The organism is Caulobacter sp. Root343 (assembly GCF_001425745.1).
Classification (GTDB): domain Bacteria; phylum Pseudomonadota; class Alphaproteobacteria; order Caulobacterales; family Caulobacteraceae; genus Caulobacter.
Genome location: NZ_LMDF01000007.1, coordinates 435,007 through 451,238 on the forward strand (window position 1 = coordinate 435,007; position 16,232 = coordinate 451,238).

Genomic DNA, 16,232 nt, shown 5'->3' on the forward strand with positions numbered 1-16,232 from the left:
TTCGAGAAGACTAGTCGGCGCCGTTGCCAGGGTCGGTGGCGCTGGGATCGTGCGTCGCGTCGGTCTTCTTGGTCGGATCCAGTTCCGGCGGCGGCGGCGCCTCGAGACCGGCGGGATGGGTTTCGCGCTCGTTGTCGTTGGTGGGCTTGGTCTTTTTGTCGGGCATGGTGATCGCCTCCGCTATGTCAGGAGAACCCTTGGGCGAGGCCTTGGCTCCCCGGTTTTGGACGTTGCGTTTAGGGGATATTCCCGTCGGAGCGCGGGTATTGAATCCTTCTCCCCTTGCGGGAGAAGGTGGCCGCCGAAGGCGGTCGGATGAGGGGTCGTACAGGCCTAACCGCTTGCGCCACAACGCTAATCCGACAGGTCTATCGACCCCTCATCCGGCCCTGCGGGCCACCTTCTCCCGCAAGGGGAGAAGGGGTGAAGCACGAGCGTTCAACCCTTTCCTTCCTCCCTCCAAAAACCCGCCGTATGCTTCTTCTCACCTCGTCGCGAGGAAAGGGCGCATGGCCAGCGAACGATTGCGGCGGCGGGGGGCGATCGAGCGGGCGCGCTCGTCGGTGCGGGGGAAACTCCGCAACTATGTCCATCCCCGAGGTAGTCGACCCTGGAACACAGAAACGACGGTGGACGCAGGCTGACGAGAACGACAGGGGAGTCGAAAGGCTCCTGACCGGGACTGGATTTCGCGATCCGGCCCGCCCGTCGGAGGCTTCAAGGGCGGCCAGGCGTGAACAGCGTCGGGGCGTCACGCTTCCGGATAACGGTCGCGCGGAGCGTCTGGCTTCGTCGAAACGGTACTACTCAAACACACTCCGGGCGTTGCCCGGCGCTCCGCAGCCCTTTCCACCAACTCGCAGCTTCGGGCGCGAGGGCGATGAAACATGTCCATCGCCCGTCCCGTCAGGAGCGGAGGATCACTCCGCCCAGTACGCCACGTGGATGTGCATGTGACCGATGTCCTTGCCCAGGAAGATCAGATTGCCCTGGGGGCCGATCTGCACGTGGTTGGGGATGTCGTCGCGGGCGCAGGTGACGGTCTCACCGTAGCGGGTGTCGGTCAGACGCACGGTGTCGGGCACGCCCTCGGCCGGCATCAGGGGCGTGACGCCGTTGACGGTCAGGATGCCGAACTGGCGCCACTTGGCCGGCTTGACCTGCTTGCCGTTCCAGTTTTCGCCGAGGCGGGCGCTGGCGATGTGCTGCACCGGAATGTCGCTGATGCCGAACAGGTTGTCGCGCCGCCACTGCTGATAGAACCAGCTGTCGACGCTGCCGGCCGAGCAGAAGTTCTCGCTGACGATGTTGGGCCAGCTGTCGCGGATGGCGGTGGCGCGGGCGTTGAACAGCTGGAAATAGCCGTTCGGCTCGAAATTGGTCTTCTCGTTGTCCTTGCCCTCGACCTTCTGGCTGTCGATCCGGCCCGTGAAATACAGGCAGCCGGGGTTCCAGGAGTGGGACATGAAGAGCTCGTAGAAGCCCTCGTGCATGACGATGTCGGCGTCGGTGAAGACGATCCAGTCGGCGTCCTTGAGCGTCTTCAGGCCGTCATTGAGCATCTTGCCCTTGTTGAAGGCCTGGTCGTCGTCGAAGCAGCGGTCCGAGATCACCAGGGTCGCGCCGTTCTCCTTGACGACGTCCTGGGTGACGGTGTCGTCGCTGGAGGTGACGACGATGATCTCGTCGAACTCGCGCATGTTGCGGGGCAGGGTCTGGGCCAGGTCGTCGCCGTAGCCGACCGAGGTCAGGATGCAGACCAGCTTGCGCGGCTTGGTCGAGGTGTGGCCGATGCCGACGCGACGGCCCGAGCTGGCCTCGCCGACATAGTTGTCGCGCGTCTCGACCTGGCGCTTCTGCATGTGGATGGCGGGGTCGAACATCTCGTAGGCGCGCTTGCGGATCGCTGGGCTGCCCAGCTTCTTGAGGATCTGCTTGTGCTCGGCCGAGATGATGTCGCGGTCCAGAAGGTCCAGCTGCGACGGGCCCGGCTGGGCCAGGGCGCAATAGTTGCAGAGGTCGATCTGGTCCTTGAAGTCGTCGGGGGTGCGCTGCCACCAGCCGTGCTCGACCGGCCAGGCGTGGGCGCCGTTGAAATAGAGCCGGTCGATGGCGCCGGCCACTTCGCAGAAATAGGCGCCCTTGTCGTTGATCGTCGCCGACCACAGCTTCTGGACCCAACAGTTGTCGCGGTTGGTCTCCCACTCGTCGTCCGACATGCCGGTCGCGCCGGTATAGTCCTTGCGCGTGATCAGCAGGGCCTGGTGCTGGCCGGCGGTCTCGTGGGTGTTGGTGTTGAAGTGGCTGTAGACCTCCATGATGGTCTCATAGTTCTTGTAGAACCCGTTCCCGAGGCTGGTCCACAGGCCGCGGCCGTTCGAACGGTCGAACAGGCGCTCGGTGGCGAAGTCGTTGAAGTCCTTGATCGGCCCCTTGCCGTTCGAGGTGTTGTCGCCGCCCCACAGCTCGGCGAAGCGCCGCGAAATCTGCTCGAAATTGCTGTGCAGGGTGGGCTCGCCGGCGATGACGCCGATCAGCTTGTTGGGGGCGTTCCAGCCTTCCATGCTCTTCACGGAGCGTTCGAAGGTTTCGAGCGCCATGTCCGCCCGCTGCGTCTGATGGGGGATCAGCCGCGTGCAGTTGGAGCAGCTGAGGTGGCACTTGGTGCTGATGTCGATCTGGACGATGTCCATGTCGGCGGGCGAGCGCATCGAGTTCTCCGTTCCAGACGCGGCCGATTCGAGGCGCGATGGTTAACCGTGAACATGCCTGGGTTAACCAAGCGGGTCGATAACACTGATCGCCGCACCCAAATTGAGGCGTCTCGTCTAGAGCTTCAGCCCGTAAAGCCGCCGGTCGCGCCGCTCGCCGTCGCGGTGCACGGCGCCTTTCAGATAGCCCTCGGCCTTGAAACCCAGCTTCTGCAGCAGGTGCTCGGCCCGGTTGTCGCCGACGTGGGTGCTGGCCACCAGGCTCTTGAGGCCGGTGCTGGCGCCGTAGGCGAGGAGGGCGCTGACCGCCTCGGCGCCGAAGCCCTGGCCCCAGCCCTTGCGGTCGACCACGAAGCGGATCTCGGCCCGGTCGTGGCGCTTGTCGATGTCGATGAACTCGCAATAGCCCAGGAACGCACCGCTGGTCGTATGGCGGATCGTCCAGTAGGCGGCGTCGCCCGCTGTCATCTCGTCGACCTGGGCGACGACGCGCGTGGCGACCTCGTCGGGATCCTCGATCGGCTCCTGGTCAAGGTTCGACATCACCTCGGCGTCGCTGAGGAACGGGTAGATCAGGGGCGCGTCGTCGACCGTCAGGGGGGCGAGGGTCAGGCGTTCGGTCTCGAGGATCATGCGGTCCGGGGGTATGGCTTGGGGGCTTGCGCTGGGGAGAGCGCTCCCCAGCTATGGCGCGGAGCCGCCGCTAGTGGTAGAGGGGCCGCTTCGTTTTTCACGCGGCATTTCGCCCGCGCCCGGATCGAGAACACTTTCGTCATGCTTATCGGCGTCCTGCTAGCCATCAACATCGTCGTCTGCCTCGGTCTGATCGGGGTCGTCCTGCTGCAACGCTCCGAAGGCGGCGCGCTGGGCATGGGCGGTGGCAACAGCGGCTTCATGACCGCTCGCGGCGCCGGCGACCTGCTGACCCGCATCACCTGGATCCTGTTCTCGGTCTTCCTCCTGATCAGCTTGACGCTGACGATCCTGACCGGCCGCGCCAACACCGGCGGCTCGGTCGCCGACCGCCTGGACATCAAGGGTCTCGACTCCAAGACCCTGAACGCGGCGCCGGCGCCTCAGGCTCCCACGCCGGGCTCGCTGGACTCGCTGCCGTCCAACGCCCAGCCGGGCTCCATCCAGGCTCCGACCCCGCAGATCAACGCTCCGGCCCCGACGACCTCGCAGCCTTCGCTGCTGACCCCGGCGGCGCCGGCCAAGGCCACGCCGGCCCCGAAGCCGGCCGCCAAGGCTCCGGCCCAGGCCACCGCCAAGCCGGCTGAAACGGCTCCGGCGGCCGCCGCGACCCCGACCGTCGCGGCCCCGCCGGCCGAACAGCCCAAGCCTTAATCGTTCTCGAACGACCTTAAACCGACCCCCGAGGGCGACCTCGGGGGTTTAATCTTGTTGATGAACGCCGGTCTTTTCCCCGGCGTCCACGAATCACGGGTAATCTGATCGCCCATGACGCGGTACATTTTCATCACCGGCGGCGTGGTTTCCTCGCTTGGCAAGGGTTTGGCCTCGGCGGCGCTCGGCGCGCTGCTGCAAGCGCGCGGCTACAAGGTTCGCCTTCGTAAGCTCGACCCCTATCTCAACGTCGATCCGGGCACGATGAGCCCGTATCAGCACGGCGAGGTCTTCGTGACCGACGACGGGGCCGAGACCGACCTCGACCTTGGCCACTACGAGCGCTTCACCGGCGTGTCGGCGACCAAGGCCGACAACATCACCACCGGCCAGATCTACAAGACGATCATCGAGAAGGAACGCCGCGGCGACTATCTGGGCGCGACCGTCCAGGTGATCCCGCACGTCACCAACGAGATCAAGGACTTCGTCCTGTCGCCGGCCATGGACGAGAGCGGCGAGAAGGCCGTCGACTTCGTGCTGGTCGAGATCGGCGGCACGGTCGGCGACATCGAGGGCCTGCCGTTCTTCGAGGCCATTCGCCAGCTGCGCCAGGACCTGCCGCGCGGCCAGAGCTGCTATGTGCACCTGACCTTGCTGCCGTTCATCAAGACGGCCGGCGAGATGAAGACCAAGCCGACCCAGCACTCGGTCAAGGAGCTGCGCTCGATCGGCATCCAGCCGGACATCCTGCTGTGCCGGTGCGAGCAGGAGATCCCGCCCGAGGAAAAGCGCAAGATCGCCCAGTTCTGCAATGTGCGACCCAGCGCGGTCATCCAGGCGATGGACTCTTCGTCCATCTACGCCGTGCCGATCGACTATCACCAGCAGGGGCTCGACGCCGAGGTGCTGGACGTCTTCGGCATGAGCGACGCGCCGGCCCCGGACCTGACGCGCTGGCAGACGATCGATCAGACCGTCCAGCATCCCGACGGCGAGGTCACCATCGCCGTCGTCGGCAAGTACACGGTGCTCAAGGACGCCTACAAATCGCTGATCGAAGCCCTGCACCACGGCGGCCTGGCCAATAAGGTCAAGGTCAACCTGGACTGGGTCGAGAGCGAGACCTTCGAGGGCGACGAGGGCGCGGCCGCGGCCCGCCTGGAGAACGCCCACGCCATCATGGTGCCCGGCGGCTTCGGCGAGCGGGGCGCCGAGGGGAAGATTAGGGCGGCCCAGTTCGCCCGCGAACGCAAGGTGCCGTACTTCGGCATCTGCTTCGGGATGCAGATGGCCGTCATCGAGACCCTGCGGAACGTCGCCGGCATCAAGGACGCCAGCTCCAGCGAGTTCGGCCCGACCGAGCGTCCGGTGGTCGGCATCATGACCGAGTGGATCAAGGGCAACGAGACGGTCCAGCGCCGCTCCAGCGACGACCTGGGCGGCACCATGCGCCTGGGAGCCTATGAGGCGGTCCTGACGGCCGGCTCGAAGGTCGCCGAGATCTACGGCGCCACCGAGATCAGCGAACGCCACCGCCACCGCTACGAGGTCAATATCGGCTACGCCCACCTGATGGAGGACGCGGGGCTGAAACTGACCGGCCGCTCGCCCAACGGCGTGCTGCCGGAGATCGTCGAGCGGGACGACCATCCGTGGTTCATCGGGGTGCAATATCACCCCGAACTGAAGAGCCGTCCGTTCGCGCCGCACCCGCTTTTCGCCAGCTTCATCGCGGCGGCGAAGGAGCACGGAAGGCTGGTTTGAGACGTTTTTCCCGGGTCCTTGCATCCGGGAAGAGATTCGGGCATAAGCGCGCCCTCACGCGGCGGCCTGGGCATTGCCCGAGTCGCCGCTCTCGATTTTCACGCTCAGCGAGCAGAGTCACTTCGATGGCCGTTCCCAAAAGAAAAACTTCGCCTTCTCGCCGGAACATGCGCCGGTCGCACCACGCCCTGGGCGCCAACTCGTTCATCGAGGACAAGGACACCGGCGAGCTGCGCCGTCCGCACCATGTCGATCTGAAGACCGGCATGTACAACGGCAAGCAGATCCTGACGCCGAAGGAAGACTAAGGTCTCCTTTCGCCTCTGACGGCTTGAAGACGCCGCCCGGTTCGCCCGGGCGGCGTTTTTCGTCGTATTTTCGTCGTACGCGTCGAAATCGGTGCTAGCCTCCCGACAGGGAGGTACGCCCATGCTCACACGCCGCGACATAGCGGCGGGACTGGGAATTTCGCTCGCCGCGCCGCCGGCGCTGGCCGAAGCGATCACGCCGGTTTCGCTGTCGCAGACGCCGCCTCCCCAAGCTCAGGTTCCGCCCGCCGAGCAGCCGCTGCTGATCTTGGACGCTTCCTTGGACCAGGACGCCCGCCTGACCGTTCCGGTCTCGATCAACGGGCAGGGCGAGTATCAATTCGTCGTCGACACGGGCGCGGACCGTAGCGTCCTGACGCCGGGCTTGGCCGAGCGCCTGGCCTTGCCGCGCGGGCCGGATGTGCTCGTTCACGGCGTCTCGGGATCCGTCACCTGTCCGACAGCCCGCGTTGCTCACTTGCGCACCGGCGACGCCCGTCTGGCCGACGTCGTCCTGCCCATACTGCCCTATGACCGGGTCGGAGCCGACGGCCTGCTGGGCGTCGATATCCTGGAGGGCCGTAACGTCATCATGGACTTCCACAGAAAGCAGCTGGAAGTCCGTCGCAGCCAACCGATCTCGGGGTTGATCCGAGGACCGCGCGAGGTCCTGGTCCTGGCCGATGAGAAATACGGGCGGCTGACCCTGGCCGACTCGCGGATCGCCGGGGCTCGGTCGCTGGCCTTCATCGACTCCGGAGGCGGGGTCAGCATCGGCAACATGGCCCTGGCCCGCGCCATCGCCGCGCGCCGACGCCGCTCTTCCGATCTGGTCCAGCAGGCGCGCCTTCTGACCGCCGGCGGCGAGATGCAACTGGGCGAGTTCCGCATCGTGCCGTCCATCGTCATGGGCGACCTGCGGGTCACCAACATCCCCATGGCGTTCGCCGACCTGCACATCTTCGACGTCTGGGGTCTCAACGATCGGCCAGCGGCGTTGATCGGGGTCGACGTGTTGCGGTTGTTCGCCCGGGTCGAGCTGGACTTTGGCGCGGGGCGCGTGCTGTTCCGGTTGGGGCAGGGCGGCCTGGTCGCGCCGACGTTCAACGCCTGAGGCCTGCGGCGGCGGCAGGCGCATGGTTGCGGTTTCAGGGTTACGCCGGTAAGGGGAGGCGCCTTTTCCAAGGGAGCTCCCATGACCGAAATCGTCGATATCATCGCCCGCGAAATCCTCGATAGCCGCGGCAATCCGACGGTCGAGGTCGATGTCGTCCTCGATGACGGCGCCTTTGGTCGCGCCGCTGTGCCGTCGGGCGCCTCGACCGGCGCGCACGAAGCCAACGAAAAGCGCGATGGCGACAAGGCCCGCTATCTCGGCAAGGGCGTCCTGGAAGCCGTGAACGCGGTCAACGGCGAGATCTTCGACGCCCTGTCGGGCGTGGACGCCGAGGACCAGCGCCGGGTCGACAACCTGCTGATCGAGCTGGACGGCACGCCGAACAAGGCCCGCCTCGGCGCCAACGCGATCCTGGGCGTCTCGCTGGCCACCGCCAAGGCCGCCGCCGAGTCGGCCGGCCAGCCGCTCTACAAATACGTCGGCGGCGTGAACGCCCGCGTGCTGCCGACCCCGATGATGAACATCATCAACGGCGGCGCCCACGCCGACAATCCGATCGACATCCAGGAATTCATGATCCTGCCGACCGGCGCCAAGAGCTTCAGTGAAGCCCTGCGCATGGGCGCCGAGATCTTCCACGGCCTGAAGAAGGCCCTGAAGGACGCTGGCCACAACACCAATGTCGGCGACGAGGGCGGTTTCGCTCCGAACCTCGGCTCGGCCGAAGACGCCCTGGCCTTCATCGTCAAGGCCGGTGAAGCGGCCGGCTACAAGGCCGGCGACGACTTCGTCCTGGGCTTGGACGTTGCCGCCACCGAGTTCTTCAAGAACGGCAAGTACGAGCTGGAAGGCGAAGGCAAGAGCCTGGATCCGGCCGGCATGGTCGACTATCTGGCGGGCCTGGCCGCGAAGTTCCCGATCCTGTCGATCGAGGACGGCATGTCGGAAGACGACTTCGACGGCTGGAAGCTGCTGACCGAGACGCTGGGCAAGAAGGTCCAGCTGGTCGGCGACGACCTGTTCGTGACCAATCCCAAGCGCCTGCAACTGGGTCTGGACAAGGGCTTGGCCAACTCGATCCTGGTCAAGGTCAACCAGATCGGCACGCTGTCGGAAACCATCGACGCCGTCGATCTGGCCCACCGTCACGGCTACACCAGCGTCATGAGCCACCGCTCGGGCGAGACGGAAGACTCCACGATCGCCGACCTGGCGGTCGCCCTGAACTGCGGTCAGATCAAGACCGGTTCGCTGGCCCGCTCGGATCGGGTGGCCAAGTACAACCAGCTGCTGCGCATCGAGCAGATGCTGGACGATCAGGGCGTCTATCTCGGCCGCAAGGTGCTGAAGGGCCGCTGAGCCCTTCCAAATCGCTAGAGACTACGAAGGCGCGGCTTCCGAAAGGAGCTGCGCCTTCTTCTTTATGTACTCCAGGGGCGCGTCCTTCTTCATCACCATGTAGCCGGTGATGGCATGGAAGGCCGGGTCGCCGACCGAGCCGCCTTCCGGAACCTGGCCGATCTGGCCGCTGACCTCGTCAACCGTCGGCATGACGGGCCGGCCGGGCAGGGCGATGTCGCCCTTGACCAGGTCGATGGTGCTCTCGGATTTCAGCTTCCAGCCGCAGTTTTCGAACCGCTCCAGCCGGTCCGGGGCGAACACCAAGGTCAGCAGCATCAGCTTCATCTTGCCGACGGCGGCGTCCTCGGCCTGGCCCATGGCGCGCGTCTTCTGGACGGAAAGCGCGCGGCCGTAGGTGATCCAGCGATCCTCGCCCTCCCAGAGGGCCTTGAAGATCGAACTGTTCATCGGAATGACGAGGCCCCCGCCGAAGTCGAGCTTGGGCGGGGCGCCCTTGATCATATTGGGTCCGCCCTTGCGACCCTTGACGATCTCGGGTTCGCCGGCGCGGGCGAGAGCGGGGAGAAGCGCGCCTCCCGCGAGGCCAACAATCAGGTTTCGGCGCGACGTCATCGGTTTCATCCCCCTTGAAGCTCCACCTCAAGATGCGGGTAAACAAGGCGATTCTTCGACGGATATCGTCGGTCTCTGATCGGCCGGAATGGTTTCTCGATCGATTAACCCACAAATTTTCTAAAAGCGAAGCTTTGGTTTCAAACGAGACCATCTGCGCGATGTTCGCTGTCGCGAACTGACTTCGGCGGTGCAGTATCTAGATGCTGCTGAAACCATCTCACCTGAAAGCATCGTTCGTGCGACGGGCGAGTGAACGACCGGCGTTCGCAATGCCTGGATTTAGAAGGCGTTAAGCACGGTCGGCGATCCTGCGAATCCCTCTCCGGGAAGCTCAGATGTTCGCCCGACTGCAACCTTTCCTGCCGACCGCGGCGATCTTTTTCCTGATTTTCTACTTCGCCTTTCACGCTCTGACGGGTGATCGAGGCCTGCTGTCGATATCGCAGCGCAATGCGGACCTCGCAGCAAAAACAAAGGAACTCAGGAAGATACGCGCGGAGAGGATGGACCTGGAGGCCCGCGCTCGTCTATTACGCAGCGGCAGTCTGTCGGCTGATCTCTTGGAAGAGCGTGCGCGCTCTCTCCTAGGATACGCCGACCCGAGGGACTATGTGATCCGGGTCAAGCGTCCGAGCTGACCGATCCCGTAACCTCGGAATCGGCTGTCGGTCGGCCTGGAACCTTTGGCTCCAGGCTGGTCTTGACGAGACATGAGGGCGTTTCCTTCGCGGAACCGACGACTTTTCGGCGGGAAATGCTCTAGGGACGAAGGCCGCGATGAAGATTGGCCAGGGAGATTTGAATGGCGCGTGCGCGCAAGGCTGAGGCCTCCGAGGGCAAGACACCTGACACCGGTGTCAACACCTTCGTCGGCAAGGACGAACTCCTGAAATTCTATCAGGACATGCTGCTGATCCGCCGCTTCGAGGAGCGCGCCGGCCAGCTGTACGGCATGGGTCTGATCGGCGGTTTCTGCCACCTCTACATTGGTCAGGAAGCCATCGCGGTCGGCATGCAGTCGATCTCGCAGAAGGGCGACCAGATCATCACGGGCTACCGCGACCACGGCCACATGCTGGCCGCGGGCATGGATCCCCGTGAAGTGATGGCCGAACTGACCGGCCGCGCCGGCGGTTCGTCGCGCGGCAAGGGCGGCTCGATGCACATGTTCGACATCGAGACGGGCTTCTACGGCGGCCACGGTATCGTCGGCGCGCAGGTCGCGCTCGGCACGGGCCTGGCGCTGGCCAACCACTACAAGGGCAATGGCAACGTCTCGTACGCCTATATGGGCGACGGCGCGGCCAACCAGGGCCAGGTCTACGAGAGCTTCAACATGGCCCAGCTGTGGAAGCTGCCGGTCGTGTACGTGATCGAGAACAACCAGTACGCCATGGGCACCAGCGTCGAACGCGCGGCGTCCGAAACGGCTTTCCACAAGCGCGGCGTCTCGTTCCGGATCCCGGGCGAGGAAGTCGACGGCATGGACATCGTCGCCGTGCGTGAGGCCGGCGCCCGCGCCAGCGAGCACGCCCGCAGCGGCCAGGGCCCCTACATCCTCGAGATGAAGACCTACCGCTACCGCGGTCACTCGATGTCGGACCCGGCCAAGTACCGCACCAAGGAAGAGGTCGACGAGGTCAAGACGACCCGCGACCCGATCGACCACATCAAGGAACGCCTGGCCAAGGCCGGCGTGACGGAAGACGACCTGAAGAGCGTCGACGCGGACGTGAAGCGCATCGTCGCCGAGGCCGCCGAATTCGCCCGCACCAGCCCTGAACCGGATCCTTCCGAACTCTACACCGACGTATACCTGGAGGCCGCCGAGTGACGGACATCCTGATGCCCGCGCTTTCCCCCACGATGGAGGAAGGCACCCTGGCCAAGTGGCTCGTCAAGGAAGGCGACACCATCAAGGCCGGCGACGTGATCGCCGAGATCGAAACCGATAAGGCGACGATGGAAGTCGAAGCCGTCGATGAAGGCGTGATCGAAGCCATCCTGATTCCGGCCGGTAGCGAGAACGTCAAGGTCAACACCCTGATCGCGCGTCTGAAGGGCGAAGGCGAGGCGACCCCTGCCGCCGCGCCGGCGCCCGTGGCCAAGCCAGCCGCAGCCGAGCAGTTCTCGGGTGAGCCGGAAAAGGCTCCGCCGCAGGCCGCCACGCCGGTTGTCGAGCTGAAGGATCCTGAGATCCCGGCCGGCACGCCGATGAAGAAGATCACGGTCCGCGACGCCCTACGCGACGCGATGGCCGAGGAAATGCGCAAGGACGATCGCGTCTTCCTGATGGGCGAGGAAGTCGCCCAGTACCAGGGCGCCTACAAGGTCAGCCGCGAGCTGCTGCAGGAGTTTGGCGACAAGCGCGTCATCGACACCCCGATCACCGAGCACGGCTTCGCCGGCATGGGCGTCGGCGCGGCGATGGCCGGTCTGAAGCCGATCGTCGAGTTCATGACCTGGAACTTCGCCATGCAGGCGATCGACCACATCATCAACTCGGCCGCCAAGACGCTGTACATGTCGGGCGGTCAGATCAAGTCGTCGATCGTGTTCCGCGGCCCGAACGGCGCGGCCTCGCGGGTCGGCGCCCAGCACAGCCAGGACTACGCCGCCTGGTACGGCAACGTCCCGGGTCTGAAGGTCATCGCGCCTTACGACGCCGCCGACGCCAAGGGCCTGCTGAAGGCCGCGATCCGCGATCCCAACCCGGTCGTCTTCCTCGAACACGAGATGATGTACGGCCACGAGTTCGACATTCCGGATGTCGAGGACTGGGTCGTGCCGATCGGCAAGGCCAAGGTCCGCCGCGAAGGCTCGGACGTCACCCTGGTGGCCTACAGCCGCATGGTGGGCTTCGCCCTGAAGGCGGCCGAGGAGCTGGAGAAGGAAGGCATTTCGGCGGAGGTCGTCGACCTGCGCACGATCCGTCCGATGGACCACGCCACGGTCCTGGAAAGCGTCAAGAAGACCAACCGCCTGGTCACGGCCGAGGAAGGCTGGGGCCCGATGGGCGTCGGCGCCGAGATCGTCGCGCGGATCACGGAGTTCGGCTTCGACTACCTGGACGCCCCGCCGCTGCGGGTTCACCAGGAAGACGTGCCGTTGCCCTATGCAGCCAACCTGGAAGCCCTGTCGTTGCCTTCGGTCGAAAAGATCGTCAAGGCGGCCAAGGCGGTCTGCTACCGGTGATCCCAATGCCCGCTCACCTAGGCTTCGGCCCGTGTGAGCGGGCGAGGGCGCGCTGATGACGGTCCTGAACGGCTCCTGCCATTGCGGCGCGGTGCACGTGCAGCTCGAACCGGGCAAGCCCCTGGCCGAGCTGCCGCTTCGGGCCTGTCAGTGCGAGTTCTGTCGCCGCCAGGGTGGTCGGACGACCAGCCATCCGGACAGCCGGCTGCACATCACGGCCGCGCCGGGCGCGTTGCACCGCTACCGGTTCGGTCGCCGCGTCGTCGACTTCCTGATCTGTCGCGAGTGCGCCTGCTACGTCGCCGCGATGATCGAAGACGACGGCCAGGCCTACGCGACGCTCAACGTCGTCGGAACCGCTCTGCCGGGATTTGACGGTCGCGAGCCCGAACGGCTGGACTATCACGACGAAACGGACGAACAACGCCTTGCCCGTCGCAAGGCCAAATGGACGCCGACCACCTTGGTCGAAGCCGTCCCGAACGCTTGAGGAAGAAGCTCAATGTCGATCGACATCCTGATGCCCGCCCTGTCGCCCACCATGGAGGAGGGAACCCTCGCCAAGTGGCACGTCAAGGTCGGCGACACCGTCAAGGCCGGCGATGTGATCGCCGAGATCGAGACCGACAAGGCCACGATGGAAGTCGAAGCCGTCGATGAAGGCGTGATCGAAGCCATCCTGGTCGACGCCGGGACCGAGAACGTCAAGGTCAACGCCCTGATCGCCAAGCTGGCGGGCGAGGGCGACAGCCCCGCGCCGCCGTCGAAGGCTGAAGCGCCGAAAGCCGCCGAAGCGCCAAAGCCGGCCGCGCCGGCTCAAGGTGGCGGCGAGACCGCCGCGCCCGCCAAGCCCGCGCCCGTCGCTCCGGTCGCCGCCGACGGTTCGCGCGTCTTCGCCTCGCCGCTGGCTCGCCGTCTGGCCTCGGCAGCTGGTCTGGACTTGAAGAGCGTCAAGGGCAGCGGCCCGCACGGCCGCGTGGTCAAGTCGGACGTCGAAGCCGCCAAGTCGGGTGGCGCTCCGGCCGCCAAGGCCGCGCCGAGCGCCGCGCCCGCCGCCGCTGCTCCGGCCGCCGCCGCGCCGCGCCAGGTCCAATCGCTGGAGCAGATGGGCATCCCCGCCGGCTCGTACGACCTGATCCCGCTGGACGGCATGCGCAAGACGATCGCGCGTCGGATGACGGAAAGCTTCCGTGACGTGCCGCACTTCCCGCTGCAGATCGATCTCGAGATCGATGCCCTGCTGGCGGCGCGCGCCAAGATCAACAGCCTGCTGGAAAAGCAAGGCGTGAAGGTCTCGGTCAACGACATCGTCATCAAGGCCGCCGCCGTGGCCCTGAAGCAGGTGCCGGAAGCCAATGCCTCCTACACGCCGGAAGGCCTGGCCATGCACCACCACGCCGACATCGCCGTCGCCGTGGCGATCGAGGGCGGCCTGATCACTCCGATCATCCGCAAGGCCGAAACCAAGGGCCTGGCCCAGATTTCAGCCGAGATGAAGGACCTGGCCCAGCGCGCCAAGGACAAGAAGCTGAAGCCCGAGGAATTCCAGGGCGGCACCTTCTCGATCTCGAACCTGGGCATGTTCGGCATCAAGTCGTTCGCTTCGATCATCAACGAGCCGCAAGGCGCGATCATGAGCGTGGGCGCCGGCGAGCAACGTCCGGTGGTCAAGAACGGCGAGATCAAGATCGCTACCGTGATGACCGTGACCCTGACCTGCGATCACCGCGTGGTCGACGGTTCGGTCGGCGCCAAGTTCCTGGCGGCCTTCAAGCCGCTGATCGAAGAGCCGCTGACCCTGATCGTCTGATCTAGGCGCGGGGAGAGCGACGATGTCGGTCTACGACTATTCGGCCAAGACGCTGGACGGCCAGGACGTGAGCCTGGCCGACTATCGCGGCCAGGTGCTGCTGATCGTGAACACCGCCAGCAAGTGCGGGTTCACGCCTCAGTACGAAGGCCTGGAGGCGCTCTACAAGGACCATAAGGACCGTGGCTTCACGGTCCTGGCCTTCCCCTGCAACCAGTTCGGCGCTCAGGAGCCGGGTAACGCCGAGGAAATCGCCAGCTTCTGCTCGCTGACCTACGACGTGACCTTCCCGGTGATGAGCAAGATCGACGTCAACGGCGCCGACGCCCACCCGCTCTACCGCTTCCTCAAGAAGGAGCAGAAGGGCGTCTTGGGCACCGAGGCGATCAAGTGGAACTTCACCAAGTTCCTGATCGGCAAGGACGGCGAAGTCGTCGAGCGTTTCGCGCCGACCGTGAAGCCTGAAGACCTCAAGGTCTCGGTCGAGGCGCTGCTTTAGTTTCTCCCGGATCGGCTTGCGGGCCGATCGATCTAGGCCGTCCGGCTCCTCCCGGGCGACGTCCAAGCTAGGGTAAGATGAACATGTCCACGGAATTCGATGTCGTCGTCATCGGCGCCGGTCCTGGCGGCTATGTGGCCGCGATCCGCGCCAGCCAGCTGGGCCTGAAGACGGCCATCGTCGAGCGCGAGAACCTGGGCGGCATCTGCCTGAACTGGGGCTGCATCCCCACCAAGGCCCTGCTGAAGTCGGGCGAGATCTACGAACAGCTGTCGCATCTGGGCAGCTACGGCCTGTCGGTCGAGAAGCCTTCGTTCGACTTCACCAAGATCATCGACCGCTCGCGCGGCGTCGCCAAGCAGATGTCCAGCGGCATCGCCTTCCTGATGAAGAAGCACAAGATCGAGGTCATCGAGGGCGAGGCCAAGCTGGAGAAGGGCAATCCGTCTCCCAAGCTCGTCATCGCCCTGAAGGCCGGCGGCAGCCGTACGGTCCAGGCCAAGAACGTGATCCTGGCCAGCGGCGCCCGCGCTCGCGAGATCCCGGCCATTGGCGCGGTCTCGGACGGCGACAAGATCTGGACCTATCGCGACGCCCTGGCCCCCAAGACCATGCCCAAGTCATTGGTCGTGATCGGCTCGGGCGCCATCGGCATCGAGTTCGCCAGCTTCTACCGCGCCCTGGGCGCCGAGGTGACCGTCGTCGAGGCGATCGACCGCATCATGCCGGTCGAGGACGCCGAGGTCTCCAAGGCCGCTCAGAAGGCTTTCGAGAAGCGCGGCATCGCGTTCCGCATCGGGGCCAAGGTCAGCAAGGTCGAGAAGACCAAGACCGGCGTCTCCGTCACGGTCGATGTCGGCGGCAAGATCGAGCAATTGGCCGCCGACGTCTGCATCGTCGCCGTTGGCATCGCGCCGAACACCGAGGGGCTGGACGCCATCGGCCTGAACATGGATCGCGGCCACGTCGTCACCGGCAAGCACGGCGAGACCAATGTCGCGGGCCTCTACGCCATCGGCGACGCCGCCGGCCCGCCCTGGCTGGCTCACAAGGCCAGCCACGAGGGCATCCACGCGGCCGAGCACATCGCCGGCTACAAGACCCCGAACGTCAACTCGCCGATCCCGGGCTGCACCTATGCCAACCCGCAGGTCGCCTCGGTCGGCTACACCGAGGCCGGCGCCAAGGCGGCTGGCATCGAGGTCAAGGCGGGCCGCTTCCCGTTCCGCGTCAACGGCAAGGCCGTGGCGGCCGGTGAGATCGAGGGCTTCGTGAAGACCGTGTTCGACGCCAAGACCGGCGCGCTGATCGGCGCGCACATGATTGGCCACGAAGTGACCGAGATGATCCAGGGCTTCGTCACCGCGATCACCTTGGAAGCCACCGAGGAAGATCTGCACGGCATCGTCTACGCCCACCCGACCATGTCGGAGGCCATGCACGAAGCCGCGCTGGACGCCTACGGCCGCGTGCTGCACATCTAGGTCCGCCTGAGGAGACT

Annotated in this window: 15 protein-coding genes and 1 pseudogene; 12 read left to right on the forward strand and 4 right to left on the reverse strand. The window is 65.5% G+C overall.

Annotated features, from left to right (window positions below; genetic code table 11):
• Positions 1-10 precede the first annotated feature (10 nt).
• The 3 genes from ASC70_RS25035 to ASC70_RS14770 form a co-directional block, all read right to left on the reverse strand.
• Complete coding sequence (locus tag ASC70_RS25035) at positions 11-166, reverse strand: hypothetical protein (protein WP_156396222.1); 156 nt, start codon at positions 164-166, stop codon at positions 11-13.
• 754 nt (positions 167-920) lie between these two features.
• A complete protein-coding gene (locus tag ASC70_RS14765; protein WP_056051306.1) occupies positions 921-2,711 on the reverse strand; it encodes a glycosyltransferase family A protein in 1,791 nt (596 codons plus the stop codon).
• Between the two features lie 117 nt (positions 2,712-2,828).
• Positions 2,829-3,344 (reverse strand): GNAT family N-acetyltransferase, encoded by a 516-nt coding sequence (locus ASC70_RS14770; RefSeq protein WP_056051310.1) that lies wholly within the window; start codon positions 3,342-3,344, stop codon positions 2,829-2,831.
• A gap of 141 nt (positions 3,345-3,485) precedes the next feature.
• Between ASC70_RS14770 and secG the strand changes: the two genes are divergently transcribed.
• The 5 genes from secG (at position 3,486) to eno (ending at position 8,609) form a co-directional block, all read left to right on the forward strand.
• Complete coding sequence (secG, locus tag ASC70_RS14775) at positions 3,486-4,058, forward strand: preprotein translocase subunit SecG (protein ID WP_056051311.1); 573 nt, start codon at positions 3,486-3,488, stop codon at positions 4,056-4,058.
• A 114-nt stretch (positions 4,059-4,172) separates the two neighbouring features.
• The gene (locus ASC70_RS14780) at positions 4,173-5,825 is read left to right on the forward strand and encodes a CTP synthase (protein WP_056051313.1); all 1,653 of its coding nucleotides are present in this window, start codon (positions 4,173-4,175) and stop codon (positions 5,823-5,825) included.
• Between the two features lie 125 nt (positions 5,826-5,950).
• Positions 5,951-6,133 carry a 50S ribosomal protein L32 gene (rpmF, locus tag ASC70_RS14785; RefSeq protein WP_010919589.1) on the forward strand — a complete coding sequence of 61 codons (183 nt, stop codon included), beginning with the start codon at positions 5,951-5,953 and terminating at the stop codon, positions 6,131-6,133.
• A gap of 121 nt (positions 6,134-6,254) precedes the next feature.
• Positions 6,255-7,247, forward strand: a complete 993-nt coding sequence (locus tag ASC70_RS14790) for a retropepsin-like aspartic protease (protein WP_056051314.1) — start codon at positions 6,255-6,257, stop codon at positions 7,245-7,247.
• Between the two features lie 81 nt (positions 7,248-7,328).
• Complete coding sequence (eno, locus tag ASC70_RS14795) at positions 7,329-8,609, forward strand: phosphopyruvate hydratase (protein ID WP_056051315.1); 1,281 nt, start codon at positions 7,329-7,331, stop codon at positions 8,607-8,609.
• Between the two features lie 21 nt (positions 8,610-8,630).
• Here the strand turns inward: eno and ASC70_RS14800 are convergent, their stop codons facing one another.
• Positions 8,631-9,224, reverse strand: coding sequence for a hypothetical protein (locus ASC70_RS14800; RefSeq protein WP_156396223.1), 594 nt, complete (start codon positions 9,222-9,224; stop codon positions 8,631-8,633).
• A 338-nt stretch (positions 9,225-9,562) separates the two neighbouring features.
• On the opposite strand from ASC70_RS14800, the gene ASC70_RS14805 reads away from it, so the two are divergent.
• The 7 genes and pseudogenes from ASC70_RS14805 (at position 9,563) to lpdA (ending at position 16,215) form a co-directional block, all read left to right on the forward strand.
• Positions 9,563-9,865, forward strand: coding sequence for a septum formation initiator family protein (locus ASC70_RS14805; RefSeq protein WP_047405705.1), 303 nt, complete (start codon positions 9,563-9,565; stop codon positions 9,863-9,865).
• A gap of 164 nt (positions 9,866-10,029) precedes the next feature.
• Positions 10,030-11,061, forward strand: a complete 1,032-nt coding sequence (gene pdhA, locus ASC70_RS14810) for a pyruvate dehydrogenase (acetyl-transferring) E1 component subunit alpha (RefSeq protein WP_047405704.1) — start codon at positions 10,030-10,032, stop codon at positions 11,059-11,061.
• Positions 11,058-12,422: a pyruvate dehydrogenase complex E1 component subunit beta gene (locus tag ASC70_RS14815; protein ID WP_056051323.1), complete on the forward strand. Its 1,365-nt coding sequence runs from the start codon at positions 11,058-11,060 to the stop codon at positions 12,420-12,422. Before pdhA ends, ASC70_RS14815 begins: the two co-directional genes overlap by 4 nt.
• A 406-nt stretch (positions 12,423-12,828) precedes the next feature.
• Positions 12,829-12,912 (forward strand): annotated as a pseudogene (locus tag ASC70_RS25205) (aldehyde-activating protein); the annotation flags it as partial.
• Positions 12,913-12,924: 12 nt separating this feature from the next.
• Positions 12,925-14,232 carry a pyruvate dehydrogenase complex dihydrolipoamide acetyltransferase gene (locus tag ASC70_RS14825; protein WP_056051326.1) on the forward strand — a complete coding sequence of 436 codons (1,308 nt, stop codon included), beginning with the start codon at positions 12,925-12,927 and terminating at the stop codon, positions 14,230-14,232.
• Positions 14,233-14,254: 22 nt separating this feature from the next.
• Positions 14,255-14,731 (forward strand): glutathione peroxidase, encoded by a 477-nt coding sequence (locus tag ASC70_RS14830; protein ID WP_056051328.1) that lies wholly within the window; start codon positions 14,255-14,257, stop codon positions 14,729-14,731.
• Positions 14,732-14,814: 83 nt separating this feature from the next.
• Positions 14,815-16,215, forward strand: a complete 1,401-nt coding sequence (lpdA, locus tag ASC70_RS14835; protein WP_056052770.1) for a dihydrolipoyl dehydrogenase — start codon at positions 14,815-14,817, stop codon at positions 16,213-16,215.
• Positions 16,216-16,232 lie beyond the last annotated feature (17 nt).

Bases quoted from the DNA above. Each gene is read 5' to 3' on its own strand.
- ASC70_RS25035 (WP_156396222.1), bottom strand. From the start codon at position 166: ATGCCCGACAAAAAGACCAAGCCCACCAACGACAACGAGCGCGAAACC.
- ASC70_RS14765 (WP_056051306.1), bottom strand. From the start codon at position 2,711: ATGCGCTCGCCCGCCGACATGGACATCGTCCAGATCGACATCAGCACC.
- ASC70_RS14770 (WP_056051310.1), bottom strand. From the start codon at position 3,344: ATGATCCTCGAGACCGAACGCCTGACCCTCGCCCCCCTGACGGTCGAC.
- secG (WP_056051311.1), top strand. From the start codon at position 3,486: ATGCTTATCGGCGTCCTGCTAGCCATCAACATCGTCGTCTGCCTCGGT.
- ASC70_RS14780 (WP_056051313.1), top strand. From the start codon at position 4,173: ATGACGCGGTACATTTTCATCACCGGCGGCGTGGTTTCCTCGCTTGGC.
- rpmF (WP_010919589.1), top strand. From the start codon at position 5,951: ATGGCCGTTCCCAAAAGAAAAACTTCGCCTTCTCGCCGGAACATGCGC.
- ASC70_RS14790 (WP_056051314.1), top strand. From the start codon at position 6,255: ATGCTCACACGCCGCGACATAGCGGCGGGACTGGGAATTTCGCTCGCC.
- eno (WP_056051315.1), top strand. From the start codon at position 7,329: ATGACCGAAATCGTCGATATCATCGCCCGCGAAATCCTCGATAGCCGC.
- ASC70_RS14800 (WP_156396223.1), bottom strand. From the start codon at position 9,224: ATGACGTCGCGCCGAAACCTGATTGTTGGCCTCGCGGGAGGCGCGCTT.
- ASC70_RS14805 (WP_047405705.1), top strand. From the start codon at position 9,563: ATGTTCGCCCGACTGCAACCTTTCCTGCCGACCGCGGCGATCTTTTTC.
- pdhA (WP_047405704.1), top strand. From the start codon at position 10,030: ATGGCGCGTGCGCGCAAGGCTGAGGCCTCCGAGGGCAAGACACCTGAC.
- ASC70_RS14825 (WP_056051326.1), top strand. From the start codon at position 12,925: ATGTCGATCGACATCCTGATGCCCGCCCTGTCGCCCACCATGGAGGAG.
- ASC70_RS14830 (WP_056051328.1), top strand. From the start codon at position 14,255: ATGTCGGTCTACGACTATTCGGCCAAGACGCTGGACGGCCAGGACGTG.
- lpdA (WP_056052770.1), top strand. From the start codon at position 14,815: ATGTCCACGGAATTCGATGTCGTCGTCATCGGCGCCGGTCCTGGCGGC.